A 24,969-nucleotide genomic window follows, 5' to 3' on the forward strand; every position below is an offset into this window, starting at 1 on the left:
TCGCCCCTCGGCAGAACCGGCACATCACAATATCGCCGAAATAGCGCTAACAATACGTGCGGATACTGCTATATCGGATCAGCTGAGCTGATCACGGCCGGCGGCGGAACGCAGCAGGGGCAGCGTGCGGTACGGAATCTGCTCGGCGAGCGCGATGATCGTGGAGGCCCGGCGGATCGCCTCGGACGAGACGATCTGGTCGATCACCCGTTGCAGGTCGGTGTTGGAACGGGCCACGATCCGGCAGAGCAGGTCGCTGGCCCCGGTGATGGTGTGCGCCTCCAGCACCTCGGGGATCGCCGCCAGGTGGGCGGTGACCGTGTCGTGGCCGTGCCGCTGGCTGATCTCCAGGGTGACGAAGCTGGTCACCGCGAAGCCGATCGCCGCCGGGCGGATCTCCGGCCCGAACCCGCCGATCACCCCCCGGTCGACCAGCTTGTCGAGCCGGGCCTGGACGGTGCCCCGGGCCACCCCGAGCCGGCGGGAGCACTCCAGCACCCCGATCCGGGGTTCGTCGGCGAGGAGTTGGACCAGCCTGCCGTCCAACTCGTCGAGCTGTACACCATGACCAGCGTTCATGGCTGCACACCCTACCGATTGCGCAACCTGACCAGGGGAAAAGGTGACGGTTGCCCAGTGGACCCGGCCACCGCGATGCTTCCGGCAAAGAGCTGTCGGACCACCGGCCCACGAAGCCGGCCGCAACCGAGGGAGGCCACCGTGACCCAGGCGATCGACCGACCCCAGTCGACCGAGGACATCGACGTCGACACGCTCATCGGCGCAGTCGACCACGACATCACCCGTGACCCGTTCCCGGTCAAGGGCCTCGACCACGTGCACTTCCTGGTCGGCAACGCCAAGCAGGCCGCGCACTACTACTCCACCGCGTTCGGCATGACCTGCGTGGCCTACCGGGGGCCGGAGCAGGGCTACCGGGACCACGCCGAGTACGTGCTGACAAGCGGTTCGGCCCGGTTCGTGCTGACCGGCGCGGTCCGCCCCGACGCGACCGGCGCCGACCACGTCGCGAAGCACTCCGACGGGGTGAGCGACATCGCGCTGGAGGTGCCGGACGTCGACGCCGCGTACGCGCACGCCCTGACCCAGGGCGCGACCGGCCTGGTCGAGCCGCACGACGTGACCGACGCGCACGGCACCGTCCGGCTCGCCACCATCGCCGCCTACGGCGACACCCGGCACAGCCTGGTCGACAGGTCCCGCTACACCGGCCCCTTCCTGCCCGGCTTCGTGGCCCGGGGGCCGATCGTCGACCGGCAGCCGATGATCGCCGCCGGCCTCCAGCCGAAGCGCTTCTTCCAGGCCGTCGACCACGTGGTCGGCAACGTCGAACTCGGCCGGATGGACGAGTGGGTGGAGTTCTACAAGCGGGTGATGGGCTTCTCCAACATGGCGGAGTTCATCGGCGACGACATCGCCACCGACTACTCGGCGCTGATGAGCAAGGTCGTCGCCAGCGGCACCCGGAAGGTGAAGTTCCCGCTCAACGAGCCTGCGGTGGCCCGAAAGAAGTCGCAGATCGACGAGTACCTGGAGTTCTACCAGGGGCCCGGCGCGCAGCACATCGCGGTCGCCACCAACGACATCCTGGCCAGCGTCGACGCGATGCGGGCGGCCGGTGTCGAGTTCCTCGACACGCCCGACTCGTACTACGACGACCCGGAGCTGCGGGCCCGGATCGGCAACGTGCGGGTGCCGATCGAGGAGCTGAAGTCCCGCAAGATCCTGGTCGACCGGGACGAGGACGGCTACCTGCTCCAGATCTTCACCAAGCCGGTGCAGGACCGCCCGACGGTCTTCTTCGAGCTGATCGAGCGGCACGGCTCGCTCGGTTTCGGCAAGGGGAACTTCAAGGCGCTGTTCGAGGCCATCGAGCGGGAGCAGGAAGCGCGCGGCAATTTGTAACACTGTCCCGCGTGACGCAGCCTCCGACACACCCGACGCCGCCGGCCGGTGGGCCTCCGCCCGCCGCCGGCGGCTTCGCCCCGCCCTCCGGCCCCACCCCCCAGGGGTACGCCGTGCCGCCGCAACCCGGCCCCCACCCCGCCCCACCCGGCGGGTATCCGCAGCCCGGCCCCTACCCGACGCCACCCGGCCCGTACGCCGGCCTGCCCGGATACCCACCGCCGGCACCCGGCACGGCACCGCCGGGCTTTCCGGGGTTCTCGCCGCGCGGGCTGCCGCTGGCCGGCTTCGGCGACCGGCTGCTCGCGGTGCTCATCGACGGGCTGGTGCTCGGGGCGGCCAGCCTGGTCTTCATCGTGCCGGCCTTCATCGTCTTCTTCACGCTGGTCCTGCCGGACCTGAGCACCGGGTCCGACGGCCAGCCCATCGCCGACCCGTTCACCGCCTTCCTGCTGCCGCTGCTGGCGCTGGAGGCCGTGATCTTCCTGGTGATGTTCGTTCTGAGCTACCTCTACCAGGTCGAGATGATGTTCAGGACCGGGCAGACCATCGGCAAGCGGGCGATGAAGCTCCAGGTGGTGCCACTCGACCCGGCCGGCACGCTGACCCGGAAGGCGGCGGCCAAGCGGTGGGCCGTCCACCAGGTCGGCGGGGCGGTCATTCCCGGCTTCAGTTACCTCGACGGGCTGTGGCAGCTCTGGGACAAGCCGTGGCAGCAGTGCCTCCACGACAAGTTCGCCGGCACCATCGTCGTTAAGGTTGCCGGGTGAGCGAGCAGAGCGACCGCACCGGACAGCGCAGGGCGAGACCGTGAGCGTGCAACCAGGGTGGCACGTCGACCCGGCCGAGCCGACCACCCGACGGTGGTGGGACGGTGAGGGCTGGATCGGTGCCCCGATCCCGGTCGACGCCACCCCACCGGACGGTCCGCCGCCGCCCGAACCGGAGCCGGTCGAAGAGCCGCCCGCCCCGACGTCCCCCGCCGCCGGCGGACCGACGACGGCCGGTCGACCCTCGGCATCCCCGTGGGCCCCGACCGCCCCCGGTGCACCTGGCACACCACCGGGGACCTCCGGCCCGCCCTGGGCCGGGCAGCCGCCGGTCGCGGGACGACCCGGGGCAGCGCAGCCGGGCGTGGACGGGGTCGGTCAGCCCGGCGGGCCGCCGCCCGGTTGGCCGTACCCGACCTGGCCGGGGCGTCCCCCGGAGCCGCGCCCGCACGGCGTGCCGCTTGCCGGTTACGGCGCCCGGCTGGTCGCCCGGTTGATCGACTTCGGTGCCGTCTTCCTGCTCAACGCGGTGGTCAACGGCTGGTTCGTCTGGCGGTACTTCGAGGAGACCGCGCCCTACCTGCGGGAGGCGGTCCGCCGGGCGATGGCCGGCGACTCCTCCCGGGAGGGCCTGCCCACCATCGGCGAGCAGGCCGGCGGCCTCCAGATCGCCATCCTGGTCATCGCGACCGCGCTCTGGTTCGCCTACGAGGTGCCGACGATGGCCTCCGGCGGGCAGACCCTGGGCAAGCGGCTGCTGCGCATCCGGGCGGTGCCTGTCGACGCCGACCAGCCGCTCGGCTTCGGCCGGGCCACCCGCCGGTGGAGCACCATGGGCATGCCCACCCTGCTCTGGTTCTGCTGCGGCTTCGGCCTGCTGCTCCAGTTCGTCGACGCGGTCTCCGCGCTCTTCGACCACCCGCTGCGCCAGGCGCTGCACGACAAGCGGGCCCAGACGGTAGTGGTGCAGGTGCCGCGACCCGACAGCCCCGACACCCCCACCGACCGCGCCGCCCCCGAGCCCCCGGGAGACACCCCATGACCGACACCGGACGTCACCAGCCGTCGCTGCGGCTGACCCGCGCCGACCTGGACGCGCTGCCCAACTACGTACCCGGGCGCAGTCCGGCCGACCTGGCCCGCGAGCTGGGCCTGGCCGAGGCGATCAAGCTGGCCAGCAACGAGGTCCCGTACGGGCCGCTGCCCGGGGTGGTCGAGGCGGTCACCGAGGCGGTCACCGGCTCGCACCGCTACCCGGACATGGGCGTGGTGGCGCTGCGCACCGCGCTCGCCGAGCGGTACGGCGTGGACCCCGACCGGATCGCCACCGGCTGCGGGTCGGTGGCGCTGGCCGAGCACCTGGTCCGGGCCACCTGCCTGCCCGGCGACGAGCTGCTCTACTCGTGGCGCTCGTTCGAGGCGTACCCGATCATCGCGGCGACCAGCGGGGCGAACAGCGTGCGGGTGCCCAACGACGCCGGCCACGGGCACGACCTGGCGGCGATGGCCGCGGCGGTGACCGACCGGACCCGGATGGTGCTGGTCTGCAACCCCAACAACCCCACCGGCACGGCGGTACGCAAGCCGGAGCTGGACCGGTTCCTCGACGCCGTCGGCGACGACGTGCTCGTCGTCATCGACGAGGCGTACCGGGAGTTCGTCACCGACCCACAGGTGCCGGACGGCCTGACCTACCTCGACCGGCCCAACGTGGTGGTGCTGCGCACCCTGTCCAAGGCGTGGGGGCTGGCCGGGCTGCGGATCGGCTGGCTGGTCGGTGCCCCGGAGGTGGCCGCGGCGGTACGCAAGGTGGTCACCCCGTTCTCCACGAGCACCGCCGCCCAGGCGGGGGCGCTTGCCGCGCTGGCCCAGGCCGACGAGGTCGAGCGCCGTTGCGCGCTTGTCGTCGCCGAACGGGACCGGGTCACCGAGGCGCTCCGCAAGCTCGTCCCCGACGTGCCGTCCAGCCAGGCCAACTTCGTCTGGCTGCCGCTGGGCGGGCGGGCCGTGGAGTTCGGTCGGGCGTGCGAGGCGCGCGGCGTGATCGTCCGGCCGTTCCCCGGCGACGGGGTACGGGTCACCATCGGCACCCCGGCCGAGAACGACGCCTTCCTGGCCGCCGCAGAGGCCGCGCTGTCCTGAGCCCGTTCGGTCACGGGCTCGATGGGGGCGGGACCAGGGCTCGGCGGGCCGGGCGCCGACGGGCGGGACCAGGTCAGGGCTCGCCGGGGCCGGGTTCAGGTCGCGGCGAGCACCACCGGCTCGGCCATCAGGAAGTACGCCTGGTCGTCGTCGTCCGGGTCGGCGCGCTCCCGCAGCCGCTCCACCGCGACGTAGCCGCCTGCCGCGTACGCCCGGCCGGGTTTCCAGCCGATGCCGTCCCGGCCGGGGGTCATCGGGAACCGGGACCGCTGGGCACCGGTGACCGGGTCCAGGGTGACCAGCTCGCGGCGTTCGGTAAGCACGTAGAGCCGGCCGGCCTCGGTGGCGAGGATCTGGACCGGGCCCAGGTCACCGCGCTGCCAGCGTTCCTTGCCGCTGCGGGCCTCCCGCCCCTTGAGCACCCCGCCGTCGTCACCGACGGCCAGCTCACCGACCAGGGTGCTGTCGGCCGCGTCCAGCGCGGGGGCGGCCATCGGCGCACCCGGGCCGACCTGCCAACCCCGGCCGCCGGAGCCGGCGTCGGTGCGCAGCCCCCGGCACTGCGAGCGGGGGGTGAGGCAGCCGACCGGGGTGACGGCGAACCGGTCGGGGGCGTCCGGCGGTCGCCAGCGGGTGGCGACCGTGCCGGTGGCGACGTCCCGGAACTCGACAGCCGTCGGCCCGGCGCAGGAGTCGACCGAGACGACCTGCCCGGCGGCGGTGGTGCCCAGGTCGGTACGGCAGTCCGGGTCACCGTCGACCCGCCAGAGCGCCCGCCCGTCGGCGAGGTCGTGGCCGCGCAGACTGCCCGCCCCGGAGACCACAAGCACCGTCCGGCCCGCCGGGGTGGATGCGACGGAGATCCCGCGCGGGTCCCAGACGGTGGCCGCCCCGGTGCGCCGGGCTGGCGGGGTGTCGTCCGGCTCGGGCCCGTCGGCCCGCCAGGCGACCCGGCCGGTGAGGGCGTCCAGCGCCACCAGCTTCCCGTCCGACCAGTGGCTGAGCACCGTCGTACCGGCCGCCAGCACCCCGTCGAGCGAGGCGGGCCAGCGCCGGTACGACCAGAACGGGGTGACCCGGTTCCGGCCGTCGGCGGGCTGGTCGGCATAGAGCTGCCGGTCGGCGGCGTAGACCCGGAGCCGTCCCGCGACCACAAGCGGCGCGACAGGCAGCCGGCCCACCACCCCGATCGCCGGGGTGCCGGCCGACGGCGGCGCGCCCTGGGCGGGCGTGCTTACCTCGGCGGGGGCGAGCACCCGGTAACCGATGCCGGCGACCACCGCGAGGGTGAGCAGCGTGGCGGCCGCGACCACTAGTCGTCGCCGTCCCTTGGGGAATCCCATGCCCACCTCCGCCCGGCACCCTACCCAGGCCTTCCCCTTCGGGACCGGTCAGGTCACGCCGCGTCGCGCGAACGGATGCGCCAACCCGATCCCGGCCAGGTCCCCGGGCGCTCGGGGCGCGGGTGCGGGGCCGGCTGCCGGGGTGCGGAGTGCCGGGGGCGGGTCAGGCTGCGGTGGCCCGGCCGGTGCTGCGCATGGTGGCGGCCAGCGCGGTCAGGTCCCGCCGGATCGCGCCCTCCACCGTCCGGGCGGCCAGGCCGCCGAAGAGCAGCGCCAGCATCCGGCCGTACGGGGCGGTCGGCACCGCCCGGTGCTCGACGGTGACGGCGGTGCAGCCCCGGCGACGGCGCTGGACCGTCCGCAGGGTCCAGCTGATCCGGTAGTCCACCCCGATGCCGGGGGAACTGAGCTCCAGTCGGTGCGGTGGTTCGGCGGCCAGCACGACGAACTCCTCCGGCTGGTCGCCACCGTCCGGCCGGGTGCGGGTCTCCCGCCAGACGGTGCCCGGCCCGAACTGCCCGGGGGTGAGCAGCTCGACGGCGCTGACCGTGCAGAGCCAGTCGACGCGGACCGGCAGGTCGGTCAGGAGTGTCCACACGTCGACGGCCGGCGCCTCGATGAAATCGGTGACCGAAACCGTCGCCATGACACCTCCCGTGTCGTCCACCGTACGGGGAGTGAGCGGCCGACGGGAGGTCGGACGATGAAATTTCCGTCACCGGTGCCCCGTCCGGGGCACCGGTGACCGCATCGCTCAGGGCCGGAACAGCCCCTCCCGGACGGCGTCGACGAACGCCGCCCAACCCGGTGGGCCGATGACCAGGGCCGGACCCGACGGGTCCTTGGAGTCGCGTACCCCGACCACTGCCCGGGTACGGACGAGATTGTCCGCCACCTCCACACAGAGCCCCTGGTCGTTCGAGCGGCTACTGGTGCGCCACACCGCGCCGACGAGATCGTTCATGCTCCTACCTCCTGTCCGCTGGGACGTGTCACGCCGACACACCCCACGCCGCCGACGGGAGGCGGGCGACGCAGGGTGTGCCGACGGAATCCGAAGGACAAACGCGGCGGGAGGCACGGACGATCGGACAACCGGTGCGACGGCCGGCGGAGCGAGCCGGCTGCCCGGTGGACGGACCGGTCGGAGCGGGCCGGCTGCCCTGGGGACGGGCGGGGGCGGAGAGCCTCAGCGGGCGGGCAGGATCTGCCCGGTCACCTCGCCGAGGGCGACGGTGGTGCCGTCCGGGCCGGGGGCGGTGGCCCGCAGGGTGACGGTGTCACCGTCGGCCAGGAAGGTACGGGTGTCCCCGCCGACCTGGACCGGTTCGGCACCGCCCCAGGTCAGCTCCAGGAACGAGCCGACCTGACCCCGCTCGGGGCCGGAGACGGTGCCCGAGGCGTACAGGTCGCCGGTCCGCAGGGACGCGCCGTTGACGGTGAGGTGGGCCAACTGCTGGGCCGGGGTCCAGTACATGCCGGCGAACGGCGGCTCGGTGACCCGCCCGCCGTTCCACTCGACCGAAAGCCGCAGGTCGAGGCCCAGGTGCGGGGTCTGCCGCAGGTAGTCCTGCACCGCCGGTTCCTGCTCCGGGGCCGGCACGAACGCGTCGGCCAGCGCGTCCAGCGGGGTCACCCAGGCGGAGACCGAGGTGGCGAAGGACTTGCCGAGGAACGGCCCGAGCGGCTGGTACTCCCAGGCCTGGATGTCCCGGGCCGACCAGTCGTTGACAAGCACCACCCCGAAGACGTGGTCGGCGAAGTCGGCGGTGGGCACCCGGTCGCCCAGCGCGCTCGGCACCCCGACCACGAAACCCACCTCGGCCTCGATGTCGAGGCGTACCGACGGGCCGACGGTGGGGCCCTGGTCGGTGCCGCGCTGCCCGGTCGGGCGGACGATCGGGGTGCCGGAGACCACCACCGTGCCGGCCCGGCCGTGGTAGCCGATCGGCAGGTGCTTCCAGTTCGGCAGCAGCGGCGGCTGGCCGGGGCGGAAGATCTGCCCGACGTTGCCGGCATGGTGCTCGGAGGAGTAGAAGTCGACGTAGTCGGCCACCTCGAACGGCAGCATCAGCTCGACCTCGGCCAGTGGCACCAGCAGCGGCTCCACGGCGGCCCGGTGCGCCGGGTCGGTGAGCAGTTCGGCCAGGCGCTGCCGGACCGAGGTCCACTGCGGGCGACCCAGCGCCATGAAGTCGTTGAGGGTGGGCCGGCCGAACGCCCCGGCGGCGAGCACCAGCCCCGCCGACTCCGCGCCGGCCAGGTCGAACACCAGGTCGGCGACGCGTACGCCGATCCTGGGCGGCTGCCCGTCGTGCCGGAACACCCCGTACGGCAGGTTGGTCACCCCGTACGGCGACCCGTCCACGCCCGGCACCCAGCTCATCTGTCGAATCCCCCGTTCACCAGCCCCAGCCGGATCAGATCGGTAAGTGGTTCCCGGACGCTGCACGAGCCGAACCCCACCCACAGCGGACGGTCGGCGTCGCGGGCCGCGCGGGCCGGCTCGACAAGCCGTACCGCATCGGTGTCGGCGAGCAGTACGGCGACGGCGTCCACCTCGGCACCGGCGGCGGCGGCGAGGGTGGCGGCCAGCACGTTGCCGAAGCCGTGGTGGGTGAAGCCGGTCTCCGGGTCGAGGTGGCGCACCGCGTGGTGCAGCCCGGCGGTCAGCTTGAACGGCACCTCCCGGTCCCGGCAGGCGCAGATCACCGCGGCCAGCTCGACCGGGGTGGGGAAGAGCTCTGCGGCCAGCCCGCCGGTGCGGAACTTCGCGGCGATCGGTACGCCTGCCGCGCGGGCCTCGGCGAGGGTGTCGAGCGCGGCGCTCAGCCCGAAGGTCAGCGGCAGCTCGGCGTACCAGTCGAGGTCGCCGGACCGGGTGGGCTCCCGGTCCGCCCCCGCCCCGGCGAGCCGGAGCAGCTCGGCCAGGCCGGGCTGCGGGTCCTCACCGCGGTGGGCGACCGCCACCTCGACCTGCCGGACCACGATGCCGGCGGCGGCGAGGCCGGTCAGCGCGGCGGGCAGCCGGGCGATGCCGGTGTCGCCGATCAGCCCGACCACGAAGCTCTCGGCCGGGTCGACCAGGCCGGTCAGCGTGCCGGCGGCGACGGCGGAGGCGGGCACCAGCAGCGGGCCGACCAGGGCGGAATACCAGGAGGTGTGGTGTTCGCGGTGCGCCACGAGCGCGTCGGGCAGCGACGCGCTGCCGGGCGGGAAGACGGCGGCGTCGTCGACGAGCCCGGCGAGGAGGCGGGGGACCTGCGTTGACACGAGACAAGAATCTACGGGACGCTGTCAAGGAACGGACAGCAACGTCCGGTTATCGGACGCCACCGGCCGGATATCGGGATGAAACGGGAGGCGACATGCCGTACTACCGCAGCCTCGGCGAGGTGCCCCGCAAGCGGCACACCCAGTTCCGCCAGCCCGACGGCAGCCTCTACACCGAGGAGCTGATGGGCCAGGAGGGCTTCTCCGCCGACTCGTCCCTGCTCTACCACCGGCATCCGCCGACCGCGATCGTCGCCGCCGAGGAGTTCACCCCACCCGGTTACACCCGGCTGCCGAACCATCCGCTCAAGCCGCGCCACCTGCGTACCCACCAGCTCGCCGGCGCGGGGGCCGACCCGGTGCTCGGCCGGCGTCACCTGCTCGCCAACGACGACGTCCGGATCGGGTACGCGCTGGCCGACCGGCCGTCCCCGCTCTACCGCAACGCCACCGGCGACGAGTGCCTCTATGTCGAGGCGGGCACGCTGCGGCTGGAGTCCACCTTCGGCGCACTCGACCTGGTCGCCGGCGACTACGTCGTCGTCCCCACCTCGACAGTGCACCGGCTGGTCCCCACCGGCGACACCCCGGTCCGGCTGCTGACCATCGAGGCCAGCGGGCACATCGGCCCACCGAAGCGCTACCTGTCGGTGCGCGGCCAGTTCCTCGAACACTCGCCGTACTGCGAGCGGGACGTCCGGGGGCCGGACGCGCCGTTGCTCGTCGACGGGACCGACGTCGAGGTGCTGGTCCGGCACCGCTCCCGGGCCACCGGCACCGCCTGGACCCGGCACGTCTACGCCCACCACCCGTTCGACGTGGTCGGCTGGGACGGGCACCAGTACCCGTGGGCGTTCTCCATCCACGACTTCGAGCCGATCACCGGCCGCATCCACCAGCCGCCGCCTGTGCACCAGACCTTCCAGGGCCCCAACTTCGTGATCTGCTCGTTCGTCCCCCGCAAGGTCGACTACCACCCCGACGCCATCCCGGTGCCGTACCACCACCACAACGTCGACTCCGACGAGATGCTCTTCTACACCGGCGGCAACTACGAGGCCCGACGCGGCTCCGGCATCGGGCAGGGCTCGATCTCGCTGCACCCGTCCGGCTTCACCCACGGCCCGCAGCCGGGTGCGGCGGAACGCTCGATCGGCGTCGACTTCTTCGACGAGCTGGCCGTCATGGTCGACACCTTCCGCCCGCTCGACCTCTGCGACGCCGCCGTGGAGTGCGAGGACACCGACTACGCCTGGACCTGGACCCGCCGCCCCTGACCATCCGCTGCCGACTGCCCTGGCGCACCCGACCGCCCGGCGTTCCTGCCGCCGACTGCCCCGGCGTTCCTGAACGCCCCGGCGGGACCGCCCTAGACGCCCGCGCGGGTGGCGGCGATCAGGGTGGCGGGCACCGCGACGGCGATGGCGAGCACCAGCGGCCACGGGCTGCCCACCAGGGCGAAGAGCAGCAGCAGCGCCAGGGCGGTCGGGACGGCGTACACGGCGAGGGCCAACGGCCGGTCCTCCCGGCGCAGCACCGGCAGGACCACCCGGCTCAGCTCGGGGACCTGCCGGGCCAGCCGCCAGGCCAGCAGGCCGCCACCGGCCGCCGCCAGCACCGCCACCAGTCGGCTCGCCCCCGCCCCGCCGGCGGCCAGGACGGCGAGCAGCAGGCTGGCGACCAGCGACCAGCCGCCACCGACCAGGACGAACCGGCGCAGCCCGGTCCACAGCGGCAGCTTCTCCGCGCGGGCCGGGTGCACCGGCGCCAACGCGGCAACCTGTTCCAGCGCCAGCACCCAGCGACGCCGCTCCAGCCGTAGCACCCCCGGGTCGTGCCGGGCCTCGGCCAGCTCCGGGTCGAGCCGCAGCGCCTCCCGGTAGGCCCGCTCGGCCAGGTCGAACAGCTCCAGCCGGCCGGCGACCAGGGCCAGCACCAGGTGCGCCTGCGGCTCGTCGGGGGCCAGCTCCACCCCACGCCAGGCCGCGTTCAGCGCCGGCTGGCCGTTGCGCGCCTCGGCCAGGATCGCCGCCGCGCTCCGCTGGGCGTACGCGTCGGCCGGCCCGGCCGCCAGGATCCGATCGGCGGTACGGGCCGACTCGGCGTACTCCCCCAGGTCGGCGAGGGCGATCGCCCGGACGACAAGCGCGGCGGTCGGCACCATCGCGCCGACCTCCCCGGACGGGCCGGACCCGACCGCCGGTGCGGTCCGGCCCGGCGGCGGCGGTCCTGGTGTGACAGGCGGCACCGAGAAGCCCACCTGTTCCGACGAGCCGGGCGAGCCTGGCGGGGCCGACGGGCCGGGCGAGCCGGACGGGGCCGACGGGCCGGGCGGGCCAGACGAGCCGGGCGAGCCTGGCGGGGCCGACGGGCCAGGCGGGTCCGGCAGTGCCGACGGGCCAGGCGGGTCCGGCAGTGCCGACGGGCCAGGCGGGTCCGGCAGTGCCGACGGGCCGCCGATCGCCGCGTCGGCGGCGGCGACCGCCGCACCGGGGCGGTCGGCGGCGAGGTGCAGCCGGGCCAGCAGCGTCAATGCGGACGGGTCGGCCGGGGCCAGGGCGAGCGCGAAGCCCAGCTCCTCGGCGGCCTCGTCGTAGCGGCCCAGCTCGGCAAGCAGTTGGGCTCGCTGCCGGTAGCCGTCCAGGGTCGATTCGTCGTCGGTCACTGCCGGCCCTACCCCGCCGCCGCGTCGTAGACCAGGGCCACCGCGATGCCGGCCAGGCCCTCGCCCCGCCCGGTGAAGCCGAGCCCGTCGCTGGTGGCGGCGGTGACGGTGACCGGTGCACCGACCGCCGCGGAGAGCACCCGCTGTGCCTCCTCACGACGCGGGCCGATCCGGGGCCGGTTGCCGACCACCTGCACCGAGACGTTGCCGATCCCGAACCCGGCCGCGCGGACCCGGCGGGCGGACTCGGTGAGCAGCGCCACCCCGGAGGCGGCGGCCCACTCCGGCTGGTCGACCCCGAAGTTGGCCCCGAGATCACCGAGCCCGGCGGCGGAGAGCAGTGCGTTGCAGGCGGCGTGCGCGACCACGTCGGCGTCGGAGTGCCCGGCCAGGCCGTCCTCGCCGGGCCAGTGCAGGCCGGCCAGCCAGCACGGCCGGCCAGCGGCGAAGGCGTGGATGTCGGTGCCGACGGCGACCCGGGGAACGATCATGAATCGAGGGTACGCGTCAATGCCCGGCGGCCAGCAGCTGCTCGGCCAGGGTCAGGTCGAACGGGCGGGTGACCTTCAGCGCGTACTCGGAGCCGGGCACACAGAACACCGGCACACCCCGCTTCTCGACCAGGCCGGCGTCGTCGGTGAGCGGGTCACCGGCGGCGGCGTGCGCGGCGGCCAGCACCTCCCGACGGAAACCCTGCGGGGTCTGCACGGCCCGCAGGGCGGACCGGTCGACGGTGCCGAGGACGACGCCGTCGCCGTCCACCTTCTTGATCGTGTCGACCACGGGAAGCACCGGGATCACCGCGTCGTGGCCGGCCCGGACCGCCGCCGCCACCGCCTCGACCAGTGCGGCCGGGGTGAGCGCCCGGGCGGCGTCGTGCACCAGCACGATGCCCGGACCCGGCGGCACGGCGGCCAGGGCGTTCGCCACCGACGCCTGTCGTTCGGCACCACCCGCCACCACCAGGACCGGGGCCACCGGGGCCAGCAGCCGCCGGACCGCGTCGACCTCGGCGGCCGGCGCGGCCACCACCACGGTGTGCACCGACGGGGCGGCCGCGATCCGGCGTACCGCGTGCACCAGCAGGGGCTCCCCGCCGAGCAGCCGGAGCGCCTTGGGACCACCCGGACCGAGTCTTACCCCGGCACCGGCGGCAGGAACGAGGACCGCGACGTCACCGCGCGGATTGAGCTGCGCGGTCACGTCGCGGTCCTCGGGAATTCTTCGCTACGCAGTGGGTACGACGATGCGGTGGGATCAGGCCTCGGTGAGGACCTTGTCGAGCAGCGACTCCGCCTCGTCCTTGGTGCTCTTCTCGGCCAGCGCGACCTCGCCGACGAGAATGTCACGGGCCTTGGCGAGCATGCGCTTCTCACCCGCGGAAAGGCCCCGCTCCCGCTCCCGACGCCACAGGTCGCGGACGACCTCGGCGACCTTCAGCGGGTTGCCGGAGGCCAGCTTCTCCAGATTCGCCTTGTAACGCCGCGACCAGTTGGTCGGCTCCTCGGTGTGCGGTGCCCGGAGCACGTCGAAGACCTTTCCCAGGCCTTCTTCGCCGACCACCTCACGGACGCCCACGATCTCGGCGTTCTCGGCGGGCACCCGGACCGTCAGGTCACCCTGCGCGACCCTCAGAACCAGGTATTCCCTGGGCTCACCCTTGATGACCCGAGTCTCGATTGCCTCGATGAGTGCGGCCCCGTGGTGGGGGTAGACAACGGTCTCGCCGACGCTGAAAACCATAGGTTCGAAACCCCTTTCGCTGTGTCTAGGGTAACACGCTCAGGCACCAATGTCCCGCTGCCGTCCTGACCGTTGGCGCAGCTCAGGGGCCCTGTGAGAGGTCTTGCTTCGGCTTGACAGGCGGCCAAACCAATGGTTCAGACACGCTCCGTGAGCAGCGGATGACAACCCGGTACGGGCGGACGGAGCGTGGATTTCTCGGGCTATGCGCTCCTCCCATGGTAGCCCGGCGGCGTCCCGGCCGCCCAGGTCTGGCGGCAGGAGGGTCCGTGCGGGAGGCTGGAGGGGTACCGCACACCGCTCGCCGCACCGCTTACCGGGGGGTCCGATGGGCATGCCTGACGCAGAGGGACACGGACTGCCCGATCTGCCGCCGGAGTGGGGTCGGGTGGTGGTGCCGGACGACGCGTCCGCGCTCGCCGAGGAGGCCGCCCAGCTGCGCCGCGAGCTGCGCCGCCGCAGCTCGGCCACCCGCTGGCGACGGCGGCTGGGGCTGACCCCCCGCCCGGACGGCCGACCACCGCTCGGGCTACCGCTGTTGATGCTCCTGGTGGCGGTGCTGGCCACCACCGTCGGTCTGGTCACCGTCACCTGGCCCCGGTCGTCCCGCGGCACCGACCGGCCCACCGTGCTGCCGCAGTCGGCCTCGCCACCACCGCTGGTCGGCCGGTCGCTGCCTGCCCTTGACCTGGTCGACGTCGACCAGCGGCCGGTCCCGCTACGCGGTCTGCTGCCCGCAATGATCATTCTGGTGGACGGGTGCGCCTGCGCCGCGCAGGTGGCCGCCGCCGCCAGCGCCGCACCCGAGGGCGTCCAGGTGGTAAGCGTCGCCGGTGGGCGGGAGGTGACTCCCGCCCCACCCGTCGGCGGCCCGGTACGCGCCCTCGCCGACCCCACCGGCGAACTGCGCGCCGCGTTGCACCTGCCCGCCCGGCCCGACACCGCCCCGGCGCTGCTGGCGGACCGGGCCGGCACGGTGGTCCGGGTCCTGCCCGAGCTGGGTGCCGCCGTCGACTACCGGGACGACCTGGCCCGGCTCGCCGGCTGACCCCGCCACGAGGGCCAGGAAGTGCCGGTGCGGGTGCCGGCCGGCCCCGCGCAGCGGGCATAGCCGCGCAGTAAGCGTCGCTCAGGGCACCGCGACGACCTGCGCCTCCAACTCGACCGACCCCGGCCCCACCGCCGAGAACTCCAACCGGGTGAGCCCGTCCGGGCCGGTCAGCTCCCACGCGACCAGTTCACCGTCGCAGTCGGTCTGTCGTCGTTCCGGCGGATCGTCGTGCAGGATCGAGATCAGCAGGGTGCCGTCTCCCGAGCAGCGGTACTGGAACAGGTGCCGCGCGCCGTCGGCCACCGACTCCCGGCGGACCGGCGCCCGCCCGGCCACCAGGGTCATCCGCTCGCGCCACCGGGTGTCGGTGAACGTCGGCAGCCCCACGTCGGGGTCGCCGGAAGCGCCGGGCAGCTCGGTCGACCCCAGCACCCGACCGGTCCGGGGGTCGATCACCACGACGCGCCGGGTCGCCTCCGTCCGGGCCGACGATTCCGGCGACACCGTCGCCGTCCCGGTCCGGCCGGTCGCCGGGGCGGTGGCCGACCACCACCAGCCGCCCCCGAGCAGGGCGAGCAGGACCGCGCCGGCCAGCACCGCACCGCGCAGCCGGTCCCCACCGCCCGCCTCGACCCCCACCCGGCGAGGGTAGCCAGACGCCGGCCACGGCGCTCGGCGCAGCGCCGAGTCCACCGGCCCCGACCAGGCATTCCACCGCGGACCAGGGCGGTCAGGACCGGCGTTCGAGGAGAGCCGCGTAGAGGGTGAGCCCCGGGCCGAAGGCGAGCAGCACGATCCACCGGGGCGGCACCGCTCGCCGGAGCAGCCGGTCCACGATCAGCAACGCCGTCGGCGAGGAGCAGTTGCCGTGCTCGTCGAGGACCGCCCGGGAGGCCGCCAGCGCGTCGTCGGGCAGTGCCAACTCCCGCTCCACCACGTTGAGGATGCGCGGCCCACCGGGATGCACCGCCCAGCCGTCCACCTCGGCGATCGTCGTGCCGTGCCGGGCCAGCAGCCCGTCGATCAGCCCCCGGACGTGCGTCGATAGCACCTGCGGCACCTTCGGCGACAGGCCCATCCGGAAACCGGTGTCGGTGACGTCCCAGGTCATGTGGTCGGCGGTCGAGGTGTCGGTGACCGAGGCGACCTCGCGCAACGCGTAGCCCGGCGTGCCGGTCTCCGCCCCCGGGACCACCACGGCGGCCACCGCGGCGTCGGAGAAGAGGGCGTGCGAGATGATCTGCTGGGTATCCATCCGGGCCGATGCCGGCTGGATGTGCAGGCTGGTCAGTTCGGCGCAGAGCAGCAGCGCCGGTCGACCCCGCGCGGTCACGAAGTCACCCGCCGCGCCCAGCCCCGGCAGGGCCGCGTAGCAGCCCATGTGCCCGACGAACATACGCTGGGTGTCCGGGGCCATGCCCAGGTCACGGGCGAGCAGGATGTCCAGCCCGGGGGTGGCGTAGCCGGTGCACGAGCAGACCACGAACAGGCCCAGGTCGCTCGCCGCGAGCCCGGCGACGGTCAACGCCCGGCCCACCGCCTCCTTGCCCAGCGGCAGGGCCTCCACCTGGTAACGCCGCATCCGTCGCTCGGTCGGCCAGTCCGAGACGTCCTCCAGCAGCGGGTTGACCGCCGCCTGCCGGCGGGACACCCCCGAGTTGGCGAAGATCCGCTCGGCCAGCGCCCGGGTGGCACCCGAGAAGTGCTTCGCGAAGTACCCCGTCCAGAGTTCGTCCTGGCTGGCACCGGGCGGATGCGCCGTACCCAGCCCCGCGATCAACGGCACGGCCATCTGTCCCCACCTCTCGTCGACACTGCGCCTCCGGCGGCCACCCCGACCTCCGTCACCCTCACCAACGAGGGGCCGTTCCGTCGCGGTCCGGGTCACCCCCGAGCACCGCCACCCCGAGCCAGTCGGCGCACACGTCCGAGGTCGCCGGGTGCAGCGAGCCGCAGCGGGCGTCCCGGTAGAGCCGTTCCAGCGGATGCCCCCGCCGGGTCGCCGAGGTGCCGGCCGCCTCCAGCATGGACGCCGCCACCTCCGCCGCCGTGCTGCCGGCGAGCAGTTTCGCCCGCCATACCCACCGGTTCGTCTCCTCGTCACCGGGGGCGTCGTCGACCCGGCGGGCCGCCTCGGCCACCACCAGCTCCGCCGCCGCCACCGCCGCGTCCGCCCGGCCGAGCCGGGCCCGGACCGCCGGCAGACCGCCCAGGTCCCGGGCGTTGAGGTGCTCGGCGGCGGCGTCCACCGCCGAGCGGGCCACCCCCACGTAGACGGCGGCATAGCTGGCCACCAGCCAGTGCGGCATGAGCTGGGCGACCACCAGGGCCAGCCCCTCCACGCCGCCGAGCAGCCGGTCCGCCGGCACGGTCACGTCCAGGTGCAGGTCGTGCGAGGAGGTGGCCCGCATGCCCAGGGCGTCCCAGGTCGGCTCCACGGTCACCCCCTCCCCGGCGGGGACCAGGAACTGGGACACCACCGACGGGTCGACGGCACTGCGCGCGGCCACCAGGTAGCCGTCGGCGTGACCGGCCCCGGAGCAGAACGCCTTGCTCCCCTTGACCCGCCAACCGCCGTCGACCGGCTCGTAGACCGTGCTGAGCCGGGACAGCCGGGCCCCCGCGCCGCGTTCGCTCATCGCCACCGCGTACCAGGCGCCCTCGGCCGCCGCCCGGAGCAGCCGGTCCCGGGCAGCCAGCGCCTCGTCCGGTACGCCCAACGCCTCGGCCAACTCCTCGGTGACCGCGCCGAGCGCGCCGGTGACCGAGGCGTGCATGTTGAACACCAGCGCGGTCGCGCCGTTGCCCCGGGCCAGCTCGGTGGCGACCGCCGCGTACCCGGCGAAGGAGGAGTCGACGCCCCCCAGCCCGGCCGGGACCATCAACCCGAAGAGCCCGGCTTCCCGCAGGTCGGCGAAGTCGTCGACCGGGAAGGTGCCGTCCCGGTCGTGGCCAGCCGCCCGCGCGGCGAACCTCGGCGCCAACCGGCGGGCCGCCGCCAGTACGTCCACAGTCATCCGCTCCCCTTCCTGGGTGTTCCTGGTACCCCGAACCGGGGCGGCTACCCGTGTCGGACCCCACGGCCCTGGTAGAGCACCGCCGTCGACCAGGTCTGTCGGATCCTGGGCCCGCCGTCGCGCCGTCCCCGGCCGACACCCCCGAGGGCGCGCCGCACCAGCCAGCCCAGTGTGCCCCGCAGACCCGGGCGGACCCCCCGCACCCGCAGCGCGACACCGTGCCGGGCGCACTCGGCGACCAATTCCCGGTCGTCCACGAACAACCGTGGGTCGTGGATGCCCCGGGGCACCGTGGGCAGCCGTTCACCCAGCTCCACCGCGATCAGCCGGGCCAGCACGGTGTCGTTGAGGGTGTCCAGCACCAGCAGCCCGCCGGGGCGCAGCAGACGGCACGCCTCGGCGACCGCCGACCGCCAGTCGGGCACGTGTTCGAGCAGCTCACCGGCGGCCACCACGTCGGCGCAACCGTCGGCGAGCGGCACCGCCGTGGCGTCTGCGGCGAGCACCGTCACCCCGTGTGCCGCCGCCTGCTCCAGCGCCGACCGGGTGAGGTCCACCCCGACGTGCCGGTAGCCCTTGCCGGCCAGGTGGGGGGCCATCAACCCGGCACCACAGCCGAGGTCGACCAGGACCGCGTCGGGCCGGGTCGCCGGCGGCACCAGGGCCGCGCGGGCGCGGGCCAGCCAGTGCAGCATCGCGAAGGCGCCGTCGGGCCGCCACCACTCACCGGCGAGGTCGTCGTACTGGCGGGGGTCGTTGGGGGGCAGCACCCGGACACCGTTGGACACCGCAGCGTCACGCATGGCACCGAGCGTGACACGACCGGCCGGTAACGACCAGACTTCCCGTATGTCGAGGACGATGTCGGGGCTGGTCAGGGCGAGTCATCCGGAACCGGGCCTGGCCGTGACCACGGTGGCCGGACTGCTCGCCGTCGGGGTCGGCCACCGTCCGGCCGGGACGGTCGCCGTGGTGCTCACCGTGCTGTCCAGCCAGCTCGCCGTCGGCTGGACCAACGACGCGGTGGACGCCGGGCGGGACGCCACGGTGGGGCGTACCGACAAGCCGATCGCCGCCGGGCTGGTGGATCGCCGCACGGTGGTGGTGGCCGCCAGGCTGGCCGCGATCGCCACCGTGCTGTTGGCGTCGACCACCAACCCGGTCGCCGCGTTCTGGTACACCCTCGGCCTGGTCTCGGCGCTGCTCTACGACTGGCCGCTGAAGTCCACCCCGCTCTCGGTGCTGCCGTACGCGGTCTCCTTCGGCACGCTGCCCGCCTTCGTGGTGCTCGCCCTCCCGGGGGCACCGACGCCACCGGTCTGGCTGATCGTCGCGGCGGCCTGCCTGGGCGCGGGGGCGCACTTCGCCAACGTGCTGCCCGACCTGGCCGACGACGCCCGCACGGGAGTACGCGGCCTGCCGCACCGGCTCGGTGCCACCGGGAGCCGGCTGGCCGCCGCCGGACTGCTGCTCGCCGCCACCGTCACCCTGGTCCTCGGGCCACCCGGACCACCGTCGTGGGTCGGCTGGGCGGCCGTCGTCGCGGCCGTCGCGGTCCCGGCCGTCGGCTGGTACGCGGGACGCGCCGCCACCCGGGGTGGCGGTCGCTCGGTGGCCGCGTTCCGGGCGGTCATGGTGGTGGCCCTGATCGATGTGGTGTTACTGGTGGCGAGTGGTCGGGTGGTCTGACCGGCACCCGCCCGGGTGGCGGCACCGGGTCCGCGTGCGGCCCTCGATCAGCTCCAACTACCCTGGAGCGCGGTCTGCGCGGGTATGACCACCCCGTGCCCGGGGTACGGCCGGGTGCGGATCGTGACGAGGAGGACCGACGTGACGCGCTCGATCAGGGGTTCCCGGCGGGCCACCCTGCTGCTGTCCGGCCTGGCGGCGACGACCGCCCTGCTCGCGACGGGTTGCGGGGCGGGCCAGGTGTCCGAGACCGCCAACAAGCAGCCGTCGGTCCAGGGTGTGAACGTCCAGACGCCGGACAACGCGTACAAGGTGCGCGGTCTCTACGTCGCGTACCCGGGGGAGAGCGGCTTCGCCGCCGGTGGGAACGCCGCGATCAACACGGTGATCTACAACGACACCCGGGAGCCGGTCACCGTCACCGTCACCACCGACAGTGCCCGGCAGATCCTGCTCACCGGGGCCGCCGGCTCGGCCAGCCCGTCCGGCTCCGCGTCCCCGTCCGAGACCGGGAGCGCGTCCCCGTCGGGCACCGCCTCCCCGGCCGAGGGTGCCTCGCCGTCGGAGGGCGCGTCCCCGTCGGGGGGTGCTTCGCCCTCGGAGGGCGCGTCCCCGTCGGACACCGCGTCGCCGTCGGAGGGTGCTTCTCCCTCGGCGGCGGCCAGCCCGTCCGCGCCGGCCGGACAGCCGGCCCGGATCGAGATCCCGGCCCTCGGTTACGTCCAGCTCAACGTGCAGAACGGCAGGCACCTCCAGCTCGTCGGGCTGAACGAGGCGCTGCGCAGCGGCCAGCAGGTCAACCTGACCTTCGACTTCGGCGGCGGTCGTACCGTCAGCACCCCGGTCCCGGTCGGCGTGCCGCTGAGCCCGGCGGCCCCGGCCTCCCCGATCGTGCACCGCGAGGGTGGCGAGGAGAGCAGCCAGGAGGGCAGCTCCGGCCACGGCGGCTGACCCGGGCAGGACCCGAAGGCACCGACGACACCGTCGGCGTGGTGACCACCACGCCGACGGTGTTTTCGTCACCGGTCGGGGTTAGCGTCCTGGGGTGACCACCCCCCGATCGACTCCCGCCCGTGGTGCGTCCGGCGCGGCCCGGGGCCGGGCCGCCCGTGAGCCCCGCCCTGCCTACGCCTGCGACGCCTGCGGCCACCAGCCGCCCAAGTGGGTGGGGCGCTGCCCGGAGTGTGGCGAGTGGGGATCGGTGGTCGAGTCCACGGTCACCGGGCCGGTCGTCTCCGGCCGGGTGGTCAGCTCCCGGATGCCGGCCGAGCCGGCCCGACCGATCGCCACGATCAGCGCCGCGCCGGCCCGCGCCCGGCCCACCGGGGTCAGCGAACTCGACCGGGTCCTCGGCGGCGGTCTGGTCCCCGGCGCGGTGGTCCTGCTCGCCGGCGAGCCCGGCGTGGGCAAGTCCACCCTGCTGCTCGACGTGGCGCAGCAGTGGGCGGCCACCGCGGGCAGCCCGTCGCTGGTGGTCAGCGGCGAGGAGTCGGTCAGCCAGGTCCGGCTGCGCGCCGAGCGGATGGGCGCCCTGCACGAGCAGCTGTGGCTGGCCGCCGAGAGCGACCTGGCCGCCGTGCTGGGTCACCTCGACGCGGTCAAGCCGGGCCTGCTGGTCCTCGACTCGGTGCAGACCATCTCCACCACCGGCAGCGAAGGGGTGCAGGGCGGGGTGACCCAGGTGCGGGCCGTCACCGCCGCCCTGGTCGCGGTCGCCAAGGAGCGCGGCATCGCCACCGTGCTGGTCGGCCACGTCACCAAGGACGGCCAGGTCGCCGGTCCCCGGGTGCTGGAGCACCTGGTCGACGTGGTGCTGCACTTCGAGGGCGACAAGCACTCCTCGCTGCGGATGGTCCGGGGCGTCAAGAACCGGTTCGGTGCGGCCGACGAGGTCGGTTGCTTCGAGATGCACGAGGGGGGCATCAGCAGCCTGGCCGACCCGTCCGGGCTCTTCCTCACCCGCTACTCCGAGCCGGTCCCGGGCACCTGCGTCACGGTGGCGATGGAGGGGCGCAGGGCGCTGCTGACCGAGGTGCAGGCGCTGATCGGGGCGACGGTGGCCGGCTCGCCCCGGCGTACCGTCTCGGGGCTCGACGGGGCCCGGTTGGCCATGGTGCTGGCGGTGCTCCAACGCCGCACCGAGCGGCTGACCCTGCACGACCGGGAGGTCTTCGCGGCCACCGTCGGCGGGATCCGGGTGGTCGAGCCGGCCGCCGATCTCGCGGTAGCGCTGGCGGTCGCCTCCGGCGGGCTCAACCTGGCGATCGCGCCGCACCTGGTGGCGATCGGCGAGGTCGGGCTGACCGGCGAGGTACGCCGGGTCGGTGCGGTCCCCCGCCGACTCGCCGAAGCCGCCCGGCTCGGCTTCCGGACGGCCCTCGTGCCGCCCGGATGCGGCCCCGACGGCACCGGTGCCGGCCCCGGGAACATGCAGGTGACCGAGGTCACGGACGTGCGATCGGCGCTCCAGGCTGTCGCCCGTGCATCCGCGGAGTGACCGAGGGTGGCCGACACCCACGGACCGGTCGGGCCATACCGGACAACGCCCGGCACGTCCGGCAGGTGGGAAGACCCCGACGCCGTGACACATCACAGTAACCACGGGAGCACCCACCGCAGGGCAGTCCGTAGACTGTGCGCGTGCCGACCGACCGCGACGCCGCCAAGCCTGCCGGCGCGACGCCCCACACCCGCGCCGCTGCCGTGGGCTCACCCACCCGTCCGATCAGCGTGAGCGTCACCGGGGCCACCGGCAGCGCCGGTGATCCGCTGCGGGCCAACCTCGCCCTGATGGCACCCGGAACCGCGCTGCGCGACGGGCTCGAACGCATCCTGCGTGGGCGGACGGGTGCCCTGATCGTGCTCGGCTACGACAAGGTCGTCGACGGGATCTGCACCGGCGGCTTCCCGATGGACGTCGAATTCTCCGCGACCCGGGTCCGCGAGCTGTGCAAGATGGACGGCGCGGTGGTGCTCTCCAGCGACGGCACCCGGATCGTCCAGGCCGGCGTACACCTGATGCCCGACCCCTCCATCCCCACCGAGGAGTCCGGCACCCGGCACCGCACCGCCGAGCGGGTGGCCCGGCAGACCGGCTATCCGGTCATCTCGGTCAGCCAGTCGATGCGGATCATCAGCCTCTACGTCAACGGCCAGCGACACGTGCTGGACGACTCGGCAGCGATCCTCTCCCGGGCCAACCAGGCCCTGGCCACCCTGGAGCGCTACAAGCTCCGCCTCGACGAGGTCTCCGGCACCCTCTCCGCGCTGGAGATCGAGGACCTGGTCACCGTCCGGGACGCGGTCGCAGTGGTGCAGCGGCTGGAGATGGTCCGCCGGATCGCCGACGAGATCGCCGGGTACGTGGTCGAGCTGGGCACCGACGGCCGGCTGCTCGCCCTTCAACTCGACGAGTTGATGGCCGGCGTCGACGCCGACCGCACCCTGGTCATCCGGGACTACCTGCCCACCGGCCGCAAGTCGCGCACCCTCGACGAGGCCCTGGTCGAGCTGGACCTGCTCGGCGCGACCGAGCTGATCGACCTGGTCGCGGTCGCCAAGGCGATCGGTTACCCGGCCGCTTCCGACGCCCTCGACGCGGCGGTCAGCCCGCGCGGGTTCCGCCTGCTGGCCAAGGTGCCCCGGCTGCCGGCGGCGATCGTCGACCGGCTGGTGCTGCACTTCGGCAGCCTCCAGCGGCTGCTCGGTGCCACCGTGGAGGACCTGCAGGCCGTCGAGGGGGTCGGCGACGCGCGGGCCCGGGGCGTCCGGGAGGGGCTGTCCCGGTTGGCCGAGGCGTCCATCCTGGAACGCTACGTCTGACCGGCGTCGGTCACGACCAGGCTGACCGGCTCGGCCGAGCCGGTCAGCGCCGGTGATCGACCCGCGGCCCGGGTCAGCCGGTGACGACCAGTTTCACCGGCTCGCTCAGCTTGGTGCCAACCCGGGCGAAGACCTGGTAGTTGCCGGCCGGCGGGTTGGGCCCCGAGGCCACCCCCTGGCTGCACCGGCTGGCGTCCATACCGTTCCAGGTGAGCTGGTAGGAGCGCTCGAAGCCCGGGGTGAAGGACTGCGGGTCGGAGCCCTTGCCGGTGCCACAGGTGTCCGACGACCAGACCTTCTCCGCACCGGACTTGATGAACAACTCCTGGACGTCCGCGCCGACGTCCCGGTTACAGGTCCGCTGTGACTTGTTCCGGATCTTGAGGCTCAGGTCCACCGGGGCACCCCGACGCACCTCGGCGGGGAGCGCCACCGGGGTCACCGCGATCTCGCCGTCGGTGCAGGTGCCGTCGTCCACCCGGGCCGGATTGACAGGTGCAGCGGGCGGATCGGCCGGCGGCGTGCTGCTCGTACCCGGGGCGGTGGTCGGCCCGGCCGACGAGTCCGGCGAGTCGGACGGACCGGACGGTGACGCGGACCCGGGAGGCGGCGAGGCGGCCGTCGGCGACGCGCCGCCCGCCGCGGGAGCCGACGTCGAGGACCCGGCACCCGGTGTGGTGCTGGTGTCCCCGGACCGGGTGCACGAGTAGAGCAGGACAATCAGAAAGAGAAGCCCCGCCCCGAGTACGACGGCGCGACGCCGCCAGTACACGGCGGATGGCAGGGGACCGACCGTCAGACGCATGATGCCCCCACCGTAGCGGCGCGACGCACGAGGACCGGGAACGACTCGCCGGTCGCCGACCACCGGCTCGGAAACGACCCTCCACTCACGACGGTCGCCCGGAATTCGGCCCGGCTCCCCCACCCCCGCACAGGACGCGTCACAGGTACACCTTGCGCTGGTAGACCGCGTGCGCACCGGCCACCCGATCGAGGAAGAGCAGGCCGGCGCAGTGGTCGATCTCGTGTTGCAGTGCGCGGGCCTCGAAGCCGTCGGTGACCAGCCGGACCGGCGCACCACTGCCGGGCAGCACCCCCTCGACCACCAACCGGCTGGCCCGCTTCACGTCACCGGTCAGGTCGGGCACCGACATGCAGCCCTCCCGGCCCGGCTTCCACCGGCTCGCCTCCACCACCCGGGCGTTGCAGAGCACGAAGGTGCCGTGCACCGTCACCGTCTTGGGATGGCCGGTCACGTCCACCGCGAACACCTGCGCGCCCACCCCGATCTGCGGCGCCGCCAGACCCACGCAGCCGGGTGAGACCCGCATGGTGGCCACCAGGTCCGCAGCGAGCCGGACGGTCTCCTCGGCGGTCGGGTCCACCTCCGGCCCCGGCCGGCTCAGCACCGATTCGGGGGCACAGACCACCCGGCGCACCTCCCCCGGTACGCCCAGCGCCGCCGGGGTCCAGCCGCCGAGCCCGGCGTACGGCTCCCCGCTCACGGGATCATCTCCGTTCGCGA

26 protein-coding genes are annotated in these 24,969 nt (G+C 74.1%); 10 read left to right on the forward strand and 16 right to left on the reverse strand.

Annotation, left to right across the window (positions count from 1 at the left end):
- Positions 1-78: 78 nt before the first annotated feature.
- On the reverse strand, positions 79-579 hold the full coding sequence (locus AC0AIB_RS03805) for an Lrp/AsnC family transcriptional regulator (protein WP_328342379.1): 501 nt from the start codon (positions 577-579) through the stop codon (positions 79-81).
- Positions 580-720: 141 nt separating this feature from the next.
- On the opposite strand from AC0AIB_RS03805, the gene hppD reads away from it, so the two are divergent.
- The 4 genes from hppD to hisC are packed head-to-tail and all read left to right on the forward strand — an operon-like array spanning position 721 to position 4,838.
- Entirely contained in the window at positions 721-1,926 is a 1,206-nt protein-coding gene (hppD, locus tag AC0AIB_RS03810) for a 4-hydroxyphenylpyruvate dioxygenase (RefSeq protein ID WP_465096018.1), read from the forward strand.
- An 11-nt stretch (positions 1,927-1,937) separates the two neighbouring features.
- Positions 1,938-2,696 carry an RDD family protein gene (locus AC0AIB_RS03815; RefSeq protein ID WP_328342375.1) on the forward strand — a complete coding sequence of 253 codons (759 nt, stop codon included), beginning with the start codon at positions 1,938-1,940 and terminating at the stop codon, positions 2,694-2,696.
- Between the two features lie 40 nt (positions 2,697-2,736).
- Positions 2,737-3,738: an RDD family protein gene (locus tag AC0AIB_RS03820; protein WP_465096019.1), complete on the forward strand. Its 1,002-nt coding sequence runs from the start codon at positions 2,737-2,739 to the stop codon at positions 3,736-3,738.
- Positions 3,735-4,838 (forward strand): histidinol-phosphate transaminase, encoded by a 1,104-nt coding sequence (gene hisC / locus AC0AIB_RS03825; RefSeq protein WP_328342371.1) that lies wholly within the window; start codon positions 3,735-3,737, stop codon positions 4,836-4,838. Before AC0AIB_RS03820 ends, hisC begins: the two co-directional genes overlap by 4 nt.
- 95 nt (positions 4,839-4,933) lie before the next feature.
- Here hisC and AC0AIB_RS03830 read toward each other — a convergent pair whose 3' ends face one another.
- The 5 genes from AC0AIB_RS03830 to AC0AIB_RS03850 all read right to left on the reverse strand — a co-directional run bounded on the left by AC0AIB_RS03830 (position 4,934) and on the right by AC0AIB_RS03850 (position 9,454).
- Positions 4,934-6,181: an outer membrane protein assembly factor BamB family protein gene (locus AC0AIB_RS03830; protein ID WP_465096020.1), complete on the reverse strand. Its 1,248-nt coding sequence runs from the start codon at positions 6,179-6,181 to the stop codon at positions 4,934-4,936.
- A gap of 163 nt (positions 6,182-6,344) precedes the next feature.
- Positions 6,345-6,827 (reverse strand): SRPBCC family protein, encoded by a 483-nt coding sequence (locus AC0AIB_RS03835; protein WP_328342367.1) that lies wholly within the window; start codon positions 6,825-6,827, stop codon positions 6,345-6,347.
- Between the two features lie 108 nt (positions 6,828-6,935).
- Positions 6,936-7,145: a DUF397 domain-containing protein gene (locus AC0AIB_RS03840; protein WP_328342365.1), complete on the reverse strand. Its 210-nt coding sequence runs from the start codon at positions 7,143-7,145 to the stop codon at positions 6,936-6,938.
- Between the two features lie 225 nt (positions 7,146-7,370).
- Positions 7,371-8,567: a fumarylacetoacetase gene (fahA, locus tag AC0AIB_RS03845; RefSeq protein ID WP_328342363.1), complete on the reverse strand. Its 1,197-nt coding sequence runs from the start codon at positions 8,565-8,567 to the stop codon at positions 7,371-7,373.
- On the reverse strand, positions 8,564-9,454 hold the full coding sequence (locus AC0AIB_RS03850; protein ID WP_328342361.1) for a hypothetical protein: 891 nt from the start codon (positions 9,452-9,454) through the stop codon (positions 8,564-8,566). Before AC0AIB_RS03850 ends, fahA begins: the two co-directional genes overlap by 4 nt.
- A 95-nt stretch (positions 9,455-9,549) precedes the next feature.
- Between AC0AIB_RS03850 and AC0AIB_RS03855 the strand changes: the two genes are divergently transcribed.
- Entirely contained in the window at positions 9,550-10,731 is a 1,182-nt protein-coding gene (locus AC0AIB_RS03855; protein ID WP_465096021.1) for a cupin domain-containing protein, read from the forward strand.
- Positions 10,732-10,823: 92 nt separating this feature from the next.
- Here AC0AIB_RS03855 and AC0AIB_RS03860 read toward each other — a convergent pair whose 3' ends face one another.
- Genes AC0AIB_RS03860 through AC0AIB_RS03875 form a run of 4 tightly spaced genes read right to left on the reverse strand, consistent with a single transcriptional unit; the run spans position 10,824 to position 13,862 of the window.
- Positions 10,824-12,119, reverse strand: coding sequence for a tetratricopeptide repeat protein (locus tag AC0AIB_RS03860; RefSeq protein ID WP_465096022.1), 1,296 nt, complete (start codon positions 12,117-12,119; stop codon positions 10,824-10,826).
- A gap of 8 nt (positions 12,120-12,127) precedes the next feature.
- Entirely contained in the window at positions 12,128-12,610 is a 483-nt protein-coding gene (gene ispF, locus AC0AIB_RS03865) for a 2-C-methyl-D-erythritol 2,4-cyclodiphosphate synthase (RefSeq protein WP_328342358.1), read from the reverse strand.
- Between the two features lie 16 nt (positions 12,611-12,626).
- The gene (gene ispD, locus AC0AIB_RS03870; RefSeq protein WP_465096023.1) at positions 12,627-13,322 is read right to left on the reverse strand and encodes a 2-C-methyl-D-erythritol 4-phosphate cytidylyltransferase; all 696 of its coding nucleotides are present in this window, start codon (positions 13,320-13,322) and stop codon (positions 12,627-12,629) included.
- A gap of 54 nt (positions 13,323-13,376) precedes the next feature.
- Positions 13,377-13,862: a CarD family transcriptional regulator gene (locus AC0AIB_RS03875; RefSeq protein WP_091610855.1), complete on the reverse strand. Its 486-nt coding sequence runs from the start codon at positions 13,860-13,862 to the stop codon at positions 13,377-13,379.
- Between the two features lie 328 nt (positions 13,863-14,190).
- Between AC0AIB_RS03875 and AC0AIB_RS03880 the strand changes: the two genes are divergently transcribed.
- The gene (locus AC0AIB_RS03880) at positions 14,191-14,910 is read left to right on the forward strand and encodes a hypothetical protein (RefSeq protein WP_328342352.1); all 720 of its coding nucleotides are present in this window, start codon (positions 14,191-14,193) and stop codon (positions 14,908-14,910) included.
- Between the two features lie 81 nt (positions 14,911-14,991).
- On the opposite strand, the gene AC0AIB_RS03885 is transcribed toward AC0AIB_RS03880, so the two are convergent.
- The 4 genes from AC0AIB_RS03885 to AC0AIB_RS03900 all read right to left on the reverse strand — a co-directional run bounded on the left by AC0AIB_RS03885 (position 14,992) and on the right by AC0AIB_RS03900 (position 18,733).
- Positions 14,992-15,552 carry a hypothetical protein gene (locus AC0AIB_RS03885; protein WP_465096024.1) on the reverse strand — a complete coding sequence of 187 codons (561 nt, stop codon included), beginning with the start codon at positions 15,550-15,552 and terminating at the stop codon, positions 14,992-14,994.
- Positions 15,553-15,643: 91 nt separating this feature from the next.
- A complete protein-coding gene (locus AC0AIB_RS03890) occupies positions 15,644-16,705 on the reverse strand; it encodes a type III polyketide synthase (protein WP_328342349.1) in 1,062 nt (353 codons plus the stop codon).
- A gap of 58 nt (positions 16,706-16,763) precedes the next feature.
- On the reverse strand, positions 16,764-17,930 hold the full coding sequence (locus AC0AIB_RS03895) for an acyl-CoA dehydrogenase family protein (RefSeq protein WP_328342347.1): 1,167 nt from the start codon (positions 17,928-17,930) through the stop codon (positions 16,764-16,766).
- Between the two features lie 44 nt (positions 17,931-17,974).
- Positions 17,975-18,733: a methyltransferase domain-containing protein gene (locus AC0AIB_RS03900; protein WP_328342346.1), complete on the reverse strand. Its 759-nt coding sequence runs from the start codon at positions 18,731-18,733 to the stop codon at positions 17,975-17,977.
- A gap of 46 nt (positions 18,734-18,779) precedes the next feature.
- On the opposite strand from AC0AIB_RS03900, the gene AC0AIB_RS03905 reads away from it, so the two are divergent.
- From AC0AIB_RS03905 to disA, 4 genes are all read left to right on the forward strand, one after another.
- Complete coding sequence (locus AC0AIB_RS03905) at positions 18,780-19,619, forward strand: UbiA family prenyltransferase (RefSeq protein ID WP_328342344.1); 840 nt, start codon at positions 18,780-18,782, stop codon at positions 19,617-19,619.
- Between the two features lie 141 nt (positions 19,620-19,760).
- Positions 19,761-20,570, forward strand: a complete 810-nt coding sequence (locus AC0AIB_RS03910) for a copper chaperone PCu(A)C domain-containing protein (RefSeq protein WP_465096025.1) — start codon at positions 19,761-19,763, stop codon at positions 20,568-20,570.
- Positions 20,571-20,664: 94 nt separating this feature from the next.
- Positions 20,665-22,116 (forward strand): DNA repair protein RadA, encoded by a 1,452-nt coding sequence (gene radA, locus AC0AIB_RS03915; RefSeq protein WP_465096026.1) that lies wholly within the window; start codon positions 20,665-20,667, stop codon positions 22,114-22,116.
- Between the two features lie 143 nt (positions 22,117-22,259).
- A complete protein-coding gene (gene disA / locus AC0AIB_RS03920) occupies positions 22,260-23,441 on the forward strand; it encodes a DNA integrity scanning diadenylate cyclase DisA (RefSeq protein ID WP_328342339.1) in 1,182 nt (393 codons plus the stop codon).
- Positions 23,442-23,514: 73 nt separating this feature from the next.
- Here disA and AC0AIB_RS03925 read toward each other — a convergent pair whose 3' ends face one another.
- Together AC0AIB_RS03925 and AC0AIB_RS03930 are read right to left on the reverse strand one after the other, a co-directional pair.
- The gene (locus AC0AIB_RS03925) at positions 23,515-24,246 is read right to left on the reverse strand and encodes a hypothetical protein (protein ID WP_328342338.1); all 732 of its coding nucleotides are present in this window, start codon (positions 24,244-24,246) and stop codon (positions 23,515-23,517) included.
- Between the two features lie 139 nt (positions 24,247-24,385).
- Positions 24,386-24,949, reverse strand: a complete 564-nt coding sequence (locus AC0AIB_RS03930; protein ID WP_465096027.1) for a peptide deformylase — start codon at positions 24,947-24,949, stop codon at positions 24,386-24,388.
- Positions 24,950-24,969 lie beyond the last annotated feature (20 nt).

This window comes from Micromonospora sp. DSM 43699 (assembly GCF_055517075.1).